The 11,414-nt window shown below is 52.8% G+C and carries 9 protein-coding genes; 8 read left to right on the top strand and 1 reads right to left on the bottom strand.

Going from position 1 to position 11,414, the window contains the following annotated elements; all coding sequences use genetic code 11:
- Window positions 1-200: 200 nt before the first annotated feature.
- From M0651_RS08750 to M0651_RS08715, 8 genes are all read left to right on the top strand, one after another.
- The gene (locus M0651_RS08750; RefSeq protein ID WP_248551460.1) at window positions 201-1,199 is read left to right on the top strand and encodes a substrate-binding domain-containing protein; all 999 of its coding nucleotides are present in this window, start codon (window positions 201-203) and stop codon (window positions 1,197-1,199) included.
- Window positions 1,189-3,144, top strand: coding sequence for a cache domain-containing sensor histidine kinase (locus M0651_RS08745; protein ID WP_248551459.1), 1,956 nt, complete (start codon window positions 1,189-1,191; stop codon window positions 3,142-3,144). The genes M0651_RS08750 and M0651_RS08745 overlap by 11 nt, the downstream gene beginning before the upstream one ends.
- Window positions 3,141-4,382: a response regulator gene (locus M0651_RS08740; protein ID WP_248551458.1), complete on the top strand. Its 1,242-nt coding sequence runs from the start codon at window positions 3,141-3,143 to the stop codon at window positions 4,380-4,382. The genes M0651_RS08745 and M0651_RS08740 overlap by 4 nt, the downstream gene beginning before the upstream one ends.
- A 148-nt stretch (window positions 4,383-4,530) precedes the next feature.
- Complete coding sequence (gene chvE, locus M0651_RS08735) at window positions 4,531-5,622, top strand: multiple monosaccharide ABC transporter substrate-binding protein (protein ID WP_282577837.1); 1,092 nt, start codon at window positions 4,531-4,533, stop codon at window positions 5,620-5,622.
- A gap of 91 nt (window positions 5,623-5,713) precedes the next feature.
- A complete protein-coding gene (gene mmsA / locus M0651_RS08730) occupies window positions 5,714-7,243 on the top strand; it encodes a multiple monosaccharide ABC transporter ATP-binding protein (protein ID WP_248551599.1) in 1,530 nt (509 codons plus the stop codon).
- 4 nt (window positions 7,244-7,247) lie between these two features.
- On the top strand, window positions 7,248-8,411 hold the full coding sequence (gene mmsB, locus M0651_RS08725) for a multiple monosaccharide ABC transporter permease (RefSeq protein WP_248551457.1): 1,164 nt from the start codon (window positions 7,248-7,250) through the stop codon (window positions 8,409-8,411).
- A gap of 109 nt (window positions 8,412-8,520) precedes the next feature.
- Complete coding sequence (locus M0651_RS08720; RefSeq protein ID WP_248551456.1) at window positions 8,521-9,120, top strand: TetR-like C-terminal domain-containing protein; 600 nt, start codon at window positions 8,521-8,523, stop codon at window positions 9,118-9,120.
- A 157-nt stretch (window positions 9,121-9,277) separates the two neighbouring features.
- Complete coding sequence (locus M0651_RS08715) at window positions 9,278-10,858, top strand: oleate hydratase (protein WP_248551455.1); 1,581 nt, start codon at window positions 9,278-9,280, stop codon at window positions 10,856-10,858.
- 111 nt (window positions 10,859-10,969) lie between these two features.
- Here the strand turns inward: M0651_RS08715 and M0651_RS08710 are convergent, their stop codons facing one another.
- Entirely contained in the window at window positions 10,970-11,119 is a 150-nt protein-coding gene (locus M0651_RS08710; protein WP_248551598.1) for an aspartyl-phosphate phosphatase Spo0E family protein, read from the bottom strand.
- Window positions 11,120-11,414: the final 295 nt, after the last annotated feature.

Genomic DNA, 11,414 nt, shown 5'->3' with positions numbered 1-11,414 from the left:
GACAACGTGCATACCTGTTATTTCAATACCGAATTCCTGCCCTTACTAGGAAGAGTTTACTTGGTGATGGAGAAAACCGGTAAATGACCAGCGAAAAAACCATTTTGCCTAATTCCATCATTATCATTTATAGCGAATCATAGTATGATGATGTCGAAGTTCATCTCTTTTTTGGACCGCTCTCATGAAAGGGGTTACATATGAAGAAGATTTGGATCGTGTATTTGCTGTTATTCGTCTGTTTTGCGCTATATGTGCTGGATTATCGCTCCCAGAGCCGATTGAACGACCAGTGGAATTCCGGGGGCATGCAGGGTTCCATCGATGAGAAGTACGTGATGGTGACGTTTCAAATGGGGATCGATTATTGGAAAAGCGGGCTGAAAGGCTTTGAGGACGCGGCCCAGGCGCTGAACGTCTCTGTGGAATACCGCGGCTCCACCCAGCGCGACATTCATGAGCAGATCACCGTACTAGAGCAAGCCATCGCCAAAAAGCCGGCCGGAATCGCGATCTCCGCCATCCATCCGACCGAACTCACCGCCACGATCAACAAAGCAGTTGACGCGGGCATCCCGGTCGTTCTGTTTGATTCCGACGCCCCGGGCAGCCGCGCCTTCTCCTTCCTTGGCACCGACAACTATTCAGCCGGGGTCGAGGCTGCGAGAAAAATGGCCGAGCTTACCGGCGGACGTGGTGAAGTGGCCATCGTGACCGTACCGGATCAGCAAAATCACCAGGAACGCACGAAAGGGTTTGCTGACACCATCTCGAAGGAGTTTCCCGACATGCACATCGCCGCCATCAAGAACGGAAAAGGCGACGAGCTCTACTCCCGGCAATCAGCGGAAGAGATCCTGCGAGACTTCCCGGGGATCGCCGGCATTTTCACCACCGAAGCCAACGGCGGTATCGGCGTCGCGGAGGCGGTTCGGGAATTTGGCTTGACGTCCTCCGGTCCAAAGATCATCAGCTTCGACACCGATAAAGGCACTCTGGACCTGGTCAAAAGCGGGGATATCGCCGCCACGATGGCGCAGGGAACCTGGAATATGGGGTATTGGTCGCTGCAACTGCTCTTTTCGCTGAAACATGACCCTGACGGATCGCAGCATCCCGGTCCTCGCGTCCCGCAGCGATTGGATACGGGCATCACCGTCGTTACGCGGCAGAATGTGAATGACTACTATGCGAAATAGATATGGGAAACGCTCCTGGGAGCTCCGCGACTTTTCGCTGAACAACCTGCCGATCCGTTACAAATTAATCGTTCACTTTATGTTGATCAGTATTCTTCCTTCCATCGGTCTGGGCGTGCTAACCAATTGGACGGTCGACCGGATCATTGAACGCCAGATCACGGACAATACGCTGCAGCTCATCGGCAAGGTCAACCGGTCGCTGGAGACGTATGTAGAAAATCTGCAAAACATGACGTTCTTTATCTCCTTCAACTCCGAGGTTCTGCAATTTCTCGAGGCCGGTGACGATGCGGGCGCAGATGGTTCAACGACAACGTCCGCCGAGGAACCCGGCCTCACGGGAAGTACGGACGCCTATCTGAGAACCACAGTTGAAGCCGAGGCCGATCACTACGAGATTCGCAAGTTTCTTCAAGGCTTTACCACCCTGTACTCGGAGGTTGCGGGGGTTCTGATCGTCAACAGCCGCGGCGATTATATCAGCAATGAGATGTATGCCAGAACCGATGGAGACCTGACCCGGGAGTCGTGGTATCGGGAGGCCGTCCAAAATAAAGGAATCTTCAAAATTATCGGTCATCCGCGGAATCGTAACGTAACAACACATGTCAACTACAAGGACAGCGAGGTCGTGTCGGCCGTAAGGGCGATTCTCGACCCCGAGACTCAGCAGGTCAAAGGGGTCGTATTAATCGACCTCAAGCTGCGAGTCATCGCCGAGACTGCTCAGGATGTCCGTTTGGGGAAAACGGGCTATTTAACGGTAGTGGACGGAAACGGCGAATTGATTTATGCCCCGCCGGAACCCTACATTGACCGCGTACCGCTGGAGCGGCTGGGCCAGGACGGCTCGGGTACCTATGCGGAACGAATGGGCGGCCGCGAGCTGCAATTCATTTACCGGCATTCGCCGTTTACGAACTGGACGACAGTCGGCGTATTTTCCATGGCGGAATCCGCTTCCGAGATGCGGGAAATTCGCTTTTACGTAGTCAGCTTTGTTTTTGTTGTCTGCCTGCTGGGGATGACCGCCTCCTTCTATTTGGCCCATACCATTTCCAGACCGATCGGACAGTTGGCTTCCTTTATGCAGAAGGCCCAATCCGGGGATCTGACGATTCGCCATTGGAGCGACCGAACCGACGAAATCGGCCTGCTCGGCCGCCGCTTCAATGCCATGCTGCAGCAAATTCACCGGTTGCTCTCTCTAACCGAGCTGCAAGAAAGGCAGAAACGCGAAGCGGAACTGCGGAGTTTGCAGGCGCATATCAAACCGCATTTTCTGTACAATACGCTGGATACGATCCATTGGATGGCCCGCCGCAAAGGCGCAGAGGATATCGCGGAAATGGCGGAATCCTTATCAAAGCTGTTCCGAATCGGACTCAGCAAGGGGAATGACATCATCCCTTTAAACGATGAAATTGAGCATGTTCGCAGTTACTTGCAAATACAGCATGTCCGTTACCAAAACAAACTCGATTACTCGCTCCACATCGCTCCGGAAATTCGCGGCGTTTATGTGTTGAAACTGATCCTTCAGCCCATCGTAGAGAATGCCATCTACCATGGGATCAAGGAGCGCCGGGGGCCAGGTCATGTCGTTATCGAAGCGGTCGAAGACGGCGGCATGCTGGTGATCTCTATTCGCGACGATGGGAAAGGGATCCCGGCGGAGAAACTGGCTAAGTTGCAAAAGGAGCTGCAAGCCGCGGTTGCCGCCGATGGACGGGAACAGAGTCTTGAACCGATAGGCTCATCCGGCGCAGATAACGTCGATCAGGGTTATGGGATGCTAAATGTACAGGCCCGGATCGCGTTAACTTTCGGTGCCCGTTACGGGTTGTCGATCCAAAGCGAGGAAGGGCGAGGAACGGTCGTTACTGTCACGCACCCGATCATTCGAGAAGAACCTACCCGATGGGAGAGGATGGACTCATGAACGAAGCATTATCCAATTTCCGCTGGAAGGTGCTCATCGCCGACGATGAGCAAATTATCCGCGAAGGCATCCGTGACAGCGTTGACTGGGAGGGCATGCGTCTTACCGTAGCCGCCGAGGCGGAGGACGGTGAGGAAGCCCTGGAGTTAGCTGTCCGTCATGGCGTCCATATCATGCTCGTGGACCTCAACATGCCCATCATGGACGGCATCGAATTGATGAAGCGGGTCCGCGAACAGCTGCCGGACTGTAAAATCGTCATTATCACGGGCCACGACGAGTTCACGTACGCGCAGAAGGCGATCCGGCTTCAAGTGAAGGACTATATTCTGAAGCCGGCCAATCCGGCGCAGCTGGCGAAGGTGCTGCGCCAAGTTCGCGGCGAATTGGAGGAAGAGACGACAAAGTTGCAACAGTGGCAGGAGGCCTCGCGACAGATTACGCGCAGCTACCCGCTTCTAAGGGAGCGGTTCTGCCAACAGTGGCTGGACGGTGGGATGACCGCCGTGGAAATCGCCGAGCAACTGCAGTTCCTGAAGCTGCCGGAGGCCTGCCCCGATTGGCTGGGCGTCGTCCGTTTGCCCGAGTCGGCGGGCTCCGCCGCAATCCTCAAGGAGGACGATCGACAGCTGTATGGATTTGCGGTCGATAATATCGCGGCCGAGGTGCTCGCCCCTTACCCCAAGACGATCTTCCGAGACCCCTTCGGTCTAATCGTCATCCTACTCTGGAGCTTGGAAGCCGAGGCCGACTTCTATCGCATCGAAACCTTGGTACGCACCCACTTGAAAATTGCCGCCGAGGTTCACTTGGCCGAGGCTACCGGCGATGTGCTGGAGCTTCCGGCCGTTTACCGGAAGGCAAAGTCCGCCGTGATGAGGGAAACCGTCGTTTCACCGCTGGTGCGCCGAGCTAAGCAGTACATGCTGGAGCATTTCGGCGACAGCGGATTAACGCTGGAAGCCATGGCGCAATCCCTCCAATCTTCCCCGACTTATCTAAGCCGCATGATCAAGCAAGAGCTGGGGGCTACGTTCAACAGTTATTTAACGCAGCTTCGTATCCGCCGGGCAACCCAGCTGTTAAATGCCACAGAGCTGACGATCGGCGAAATCGCCGAGCAAGTCGGCTATGAAACCCAACACTACTTCAGCACGGCGTTCAAGCGAGCGACCGGCCTTTCCCCGCTTCAATACCGCAAAGGCGCGTTTGGACGCGATGACGCTCAGGGGGAGTAACACTCCCCTTGAGTAACATCCCTCTCAACCACTCACAAAGGTTCGATTTTTATAAAAAGTGTCAATTCACTGTAAATACGACCTCCCCCTTCGCTTGTTATACTCCCTACTGTAAACGCATTCATTTCAAGTATAGGGGGAATTGGCTTTGAAAAAGGTAACGGCCATTTTACTTGCAGTGGCAATGGTATTAGCCCTCGCGGCTTGTGCCAATGGCGGAAACGGCAGCAGCGGATCGGGCAACAGCGACAAGGGAACGATCGGCATCGCCATGCCCACGAAGTCGTCTGAACGCTGGGTGAACGACGGCAACAACATGGTCAAGGAATTTAAGGCACTTGGCTACGGCACCGATCTGCAGTACGGGGAAGACGTCATCGAAAACCAGGTATCGCAAATCGAAAATATGATTACCAAAGGCGTGAAGGTCCTTGTCATTGCTGCTATCGACGGCGGCGCTTTGACCGACGTCCTGCAGAAAGCCCACGACCAAGGCATTCAGGTCGTCGCCTATGACCGGCTGATTATGAACAGCGAATACGTCGACTATTACGCCACCTTCGACAACTTCAAGGTTGGCGTGCAGCAGGCCTCCTATATTGAGGAGAAGCTGGGCCTGAAGGACGGCAAAGGTCCATTTAATATCGAGTTGTTCGGCGGCTCGCCGGATGATAACAACGCCTACTTCTTCTATGACGGCGCCATGTCCGTTCTGCAGCCGTACATCGATTCTGGAAAGCTGGTCGTGCGCAGCGGACAAACGAAAATGGAGCAAATCGCTACCTTGCGCTGGGACGGCGCCACCGCCCAAGCCCGCATGGACAATTTGCTGAGCGCCCATTACAGCACGGAGAACATGGACGCCGTTCTTTCCCCTTATGACGGAATCAGCATCGGCATCCTTTCCTCGCTCAAGGGCGTTGGTTACGGCTCCGGAAGCAAGTCGATGCCGATCGTAACCGGCCAGGATGCCGAATTGGCTTCGGCGAAGTCGATATTGGCTGGGGAACAGACGCAAACCGTCTTCAAGGATACACGCGAACTGGCGAAAAAGGCAGTCTCTATGGTCCAAAGCATCCTGGAAGGCACAGAGGCCGAAGTCAATGACACGAAGACCTACGACAACGGCGTCAAAGTCGTTCCCTCCTATCTGCTTGAACCGGTTTCGGTTGACAAGGATAACCTTGAACAAGCGCTGGTCGACACCGGCTACTACTCCAAAGAGGATCTGGGACTCTAACATCAACTTAGGGTAACCGGGGTAGCGGCGGACGCGGATTGGGGCGACCGCCGCTATGCCCTTACCAAGAGCGAAAGGCCAGGTGGCGCAAGTGAGCAATACGATTTTGGAAATGCGGGGAATTACGAAGACCTTCCCAGGCGTCAAGGCGCTAAGCAATGTCAACCTAAAGGTGACCTCTGGGGAAATTCATGCCTTGTGCGGGGAGAACGGGGCCGGCAAATCGACGTTAATGAAGGTGCTGAGCGGTGTTTATCCGCATGGCTCTTATGAAGGCGAGATCCTGTTCGAGGGCAAGGTTTGCGAGTTCAAGGATATTAAGGAAAGCGAACAGCTGGGGATCGTCATTATTCACCAAGAGCTCGCGCTGATCCCTTACCTCTCTATTGCGGAGAACATTTTTCTCGGTAACGAGCAAAGCCAACGTGGGTTGATTAATTGGAACGAAACGACGGTCAAAACAAAAACGCTGCTGGAACGGGTTGGGTTAGCGGAATCACCTGCCACACGTGTGTTGGAACTGGGCGTCGGTAAGCAGCAGCTCGTCGAAATCGCCAAAGCATTAGCCAAACAGGTCAAGCTGCTGATCCTGGACGAACCCACAGCGGCCTTGAACGAAAACGACAGCGAAAACCTGCTGGAGCTGATCCTCGAGCTGAAGAAACAAGGCATCACCTCCATCATCATTTCGCACAAATTGAACGAAATCAGCAAAGTCGCCGACTCGATCACCATCCTGCGCGATGGCAAGACGATTCAGACTTTGGATATGAAAGCCGATCAGGTGACCGAGGATCTCATCATCAAGGGCATGGTTGGCCGCGATCTCACCCATCGCTATCCGGAGCGGGTTCCCCGGATCGGCGAAGTAATTTTCGAGGTGCGAGACTGGGAGGCAACCCACCCGCAGCAAGAGGAGCGTAAAGTGCTGGACGGCATTAACCTGAACATCCGCCGCGGGGAAATCGTCGGGATCGCCGGCTTGATGGGAGCAGGACGGACGGAGCTGGCCATGAGCCTGTTTGGCCGATCCTACGGAAGGCATATTAAAGGCCAACTCTTCTTGCATGGGAAAGAGGTGCGGTTTAACAACATCAGCCAGGCGATCAAGCATGGTGTCGCTTATGTCACGGAGGATCGTAAACAATACGGTTTGGTTCTGATCGATGATATCAAACGCAATATTTCATTAGCTTCGCTTAAGAAATTATCCCGCCGCGGCGTCATCAATGAACGTGAAGAAGTGTTGGTCGCCGAGGAATATCGGAGCAAGCTGAATATTAAGACGCCAAGCATTTTGCAACATACGGTTAACCTGAGCGGCGGCAATCAGCAGAAGGTCGTCCTTAGCAAGTGGATCTACGCTCAACCGGAAATTTTGATTCTTGATGAGCCGACGCGCGGCATCGATGTCGGGGCCAAATACGAAATTTATTCGATCGTCAATCAACTGGCGGATGAAGGCAAAGGCATTTTGTTCATCTCCTCGGAGCTTCCGGAAATTCTCGGGATGTGCGACCGCATCTACGTCATGAGCGAAGGCCGGATTACCGGGGAAGTCCTGCGCGAGGACGCCACCCAGGAAGTGTTGATGAAATCCATGACTCGAGGCAGGGGGTAAACCGATGCAAGCGGTTAGCGAACTTTTTAGAAAAAACATACGCCAATACGGCATGATCATCGCCCTGATCTTCATCACGGTACTGTTTCAAATTTTGACTGGCGGCATCTTGCTGAAGCCACTTAATATTACGAATCTGATTTTGCAAAACAGTTACATCTTGGTGTTAGCCATCGGGATGGTGTTGGTCATCATCACAGGACATATCGATTTGTCCGTCGGCTCCATCGCCGCCTTTATCGGGGCCTTGGCTGCCATTATGATGGTAGATCTCCAAATGCCGACGTTCCTAGCAATTATCCTCTCTTTGGTGATAGGGGGATTGATCGGCGCCTGGCAGGGATTTTGGGTTGCTTATGTGAAAATACCGGCCTTTATCGTCACGTTAGCCGGGATGCTGCTGTTCCGGGGCTTGACGATGATCGTGCTTGGCGGTCAGTCGATCGCGCCGTTCCCGAAATCGTTCCAACGCATCAGCTCCGGATTTATCCCCGACTGGTTTGGCGGCGGCAGCCTTCATACTTTGACGGTTCTGCTGGGTTTGGTCCTCTCCCTCCTCTTGATTTGGCAGGAATGGAAGGAGCGCCGGACCCAACTCAAATACCAGTTCGAGGTTGCACCGATTTGGATGTTCGTATCCAAGCTCGTGCTGCTCGTTGCCATCATCAACGTGTTTACCTTGGTACTGGCAACTTATAACGGGCTGCCAAACATCTTAATCATCTTGTTCTTCCTGATTGTCATCTACTCGTTCGTCATGAATCGAATGGTCGCTGGACGCCATATCTACGCGCTGGGAGGCAATGAGAAAGCGGCCAAACTCTCCGGCGTTAAAACCCAAAAGGTGACGTTCTGGGTGTTCGTCAACATGGGCGCCCTGGCCGCGTTGTCCGGCCTGATCTTCGCCGCTCGTCTTAATTCGGCGACACCAAAAGCCGGTACCAACTTCGAGCTCGACGCGATCGCGGCCTGCTTCATTGGCGGGGCCTCCGCCTCCGGCGGGATCGGCACCGTCATCGGCGCCATCATCGGCGGCCTGGTCATGGGCGTCATGAACAACGGCATGTCGCTGATCGGCCTTGGTGTCGATTGGCAGCAAGGGATCAAAGGGCTTGTCCTGCTCCTTGCCGTCGCCTTCGATATCTATAATAAATCGAAGACGAATTAATCCAAGGGCCCTCCGGAAACCGAGGGCCCTTTTTTTGTATACGCGCCTAGGCCGGAGTATAATGGGAGACAGGATTTACACCTATTTTTTCCATAAGCAGGTGATTCTCATGCCCAGTTCCCACCTCACCAAAAGGGCGCTTGCCGCCTCGCTGAAAAGCAAGATGAACCATACCCCTCTCAATAAAATCACCGTTAAGCTTCTCGTGGACGATTGCGGGATAAACCGGCAAACGTTCTATTATCATTTCCAGGACATTTACGAACTCTTGAGTTGGATTTATCAAACCGAAGCGGTGGATGCCATCGCCGGGGAGCACGGCTACCACACCTGGACCAGCGGCTTTCTGAAAATATTCAAATATATCGAAGTGAACCGATTATTTTGTTTGAACACGCTAAATTCCCTGGCGCGCAGCCATCTGGACTCGTACTTGTATACCGTCACAAACCAACTGGTCATGGAGGTTGTTGAAGAAGTGTCCGCGGGAATGCAGGTGGATGAGGCGGATCAACGGTTTCTGGCCAATTTCTATACGTTGGCGTTTGTCGGGCTAATCGTTCGATGGATGCAAGATGGGATGAAGGAACGTCCGGAGAACATCGTCAAAAAGCTTGGCGAATTGGCTGACGGCCATTTCGAGCGAGCGCTGCAGCGATATGAACAGAAAGCCGGCGAGTCCAAAGTTTCGGGCAATCGGAGTTCTTAGTTTTACTCGAAATAGGGCCGATTTCGTCGGAATCCTAGACACTCCCTGAGGAGTGTCTTTTTTTTATACAGCGCCGCACCATTGATGATTTTGTTTCCCTCAAAGAGGGATTACATTGAGATTGTTCCATTCATCACATTCCTTGGAGGCGAAGGTAATGTCAGCAGAACTTAACACGAGACAGGTTTATTTGGTCGGCGGAGGAATCGCTTCGCTGGCGGGAGCCGCTTTCCTGGTGCGAGACTGTGATTTTCCCGGTCAGAATATTCACGTATTGGAGGAAATGAAGGTGCTGGGCGGCAGTAACGATGGCGCCGGGAACGGTGAACAAGGATATGTGATCCGCGGCGGCCGAATGCTGAATGATGAGACCTATGAAAATACATGGGATTTGCTGCGTTCCATTCCTTCACTGGACCACCCTGGTCTTTCGGTGCGGGACGAGATTATCGCTTTTGATACGGCCCATCCGACGCACTCCAACGCACGGTTAGTGAACCGTGAGGGGCAGGTGGAAGACGTTACCTCCATGGGTTTTGATATGGCGGACCGTCTGGCCATGGTCAAGCTGATTATGACCCCCGAGGAGAAAATGGGCAAAGCGCGGATTAACGATTGGTTTGGGCCGCATTTTTTCGAGACGAATTTCTGGTACATGTGGGCGACGACGTTCGCCTTCCAACCCTGGCATAGTGCCGTAGAGTTCAAAAGATACATGCTCCGGTTCATGCATGAGTTCCCGAGGATCCATACCTTGGAAGGAGTCACCCGGACACCGTATAACCAGTACGACTCTATTATTCTGCCGCTGCAAAAATATCTGGAGGAGCACGGCGTGGATTTTTCGCTGAAATGCACGGTCACGGATCTGGATTTCCGTGAAGGTGATGAGATCACCGTTACCCGAATGCACTATCTGAAAGATGGGGAACCGCGAGTCCTGGACTTGGCAAAGGACGATTTGGTGATCGTCACCAACGGTTCAATGACGGAAGGGTATAGCCTGGGCTCCATGACAACAGCGCCAAAGCTAAACGGCAAAGGGAGCTCTTGGCAGTTGTGGGACCGCATAGCCGCAAAAAAACCGGGGCTTGGCCACCCCTCCTCCTTCGACGATCATATCGACGGGTCGAAATGGGAGTCCTTTACGGTCACCTGTCAGGACTCACGGTTTTTTGACCGGATGGAGGCTTTCTCCCGCAACAAGGCCGGTACGGGCGCGCTTGTGACCTTTAAAGATTCAAGCTGGTTGATGTCCATCGTGCTGGCCCATCAGCCGCATTTCCGCAATCAGCCGGAGCGGGTTAAGGTATTCTGGGGATACGGATTATTTCCGGATCGCGTCGGGGATTACGTGCCTAAGAAAATGTCCGAATGCACCGGTGAGGAAATTCTAACCGAACTGCTGCATCATCTCCATTTCGAACAGGACATGGAAGCGATCATTTCTACCGCCAACTGCATTCCATGTATGATGCCGTTCATCACCGCGCAGTTCATGCCTAGAACGATCGACGATCGGCCAAAGGTTATCCCGGACGGTTCAACCAACCTGGCGTTGATCAGTCAATTTTGCGAAATCCCGGACGATGTCGTATTCACCGAAGAGTATTCCGTCCGCGCAGCCCGCATGGCGGTCTATGGGCTGTTAGGGTTGAACAAACCGATCGCACCGATCAATCAATACCAGTACGATGTGCGTACGCTGCTGCAGGGCTTGGTTACTTCCTTCCGGTAAGTCCGGGGCAGAGCGAAACGCAAAGGAAGTCGCCGACACAACCCAATTCCCGATCGAAGAAGTCATCAAAATAATCACTAACAAATTGACCGAAGGATAAAGAAGCCTCATCTACGCGATGGGCTTTTTTCTTCGATAATCCGAGAAAGTGACCTTACTATATTTATTTAACAACCGGTCAAGTACAACCGACTGATGGAGTACCCTTGCATGCCGCAAGCCATATCTCTGCGCTAACCGATTTAATTCCTGTCTTTCCATTTCAATACGGAATCTGATTTTTTCAGAATTGTTCATAGCTATCACCCTAGGAACATATTAGAAGAGGTTGCCAAATATTGCATAATGAAACCTAATGCAAGAAACAAAAAAATTCCAATTTTTGAAATGTTACGGCCTGGAAAGTTACTCACGCTGTCTCTGAATACGCTACAAAATAAAAATAGGGTCAACCCGAAAGGCTGATCCCTACTTTTTTTGAATGGTTCAAAACAAAATATTATATTAACCCCAATAACCATGTGACAATGTTGTAATTAAACCAGTACCACTAGCC

Source organism: Paenibacillus mellifer, from assembly GCF_023195895.1.
Taxonomy (GTDB): domain Bacteria; phylum Bacillota; class Bacilli; order Paenibacillales; family Paenibacillaceae; genus Fontibacillus; species Fontibacillus mellifer.
The sequence above is the reverse complement of the archived record's forward strand: the minus strand, read 5'-3'. Positions and strand labels throughout refer to the sequence as shown.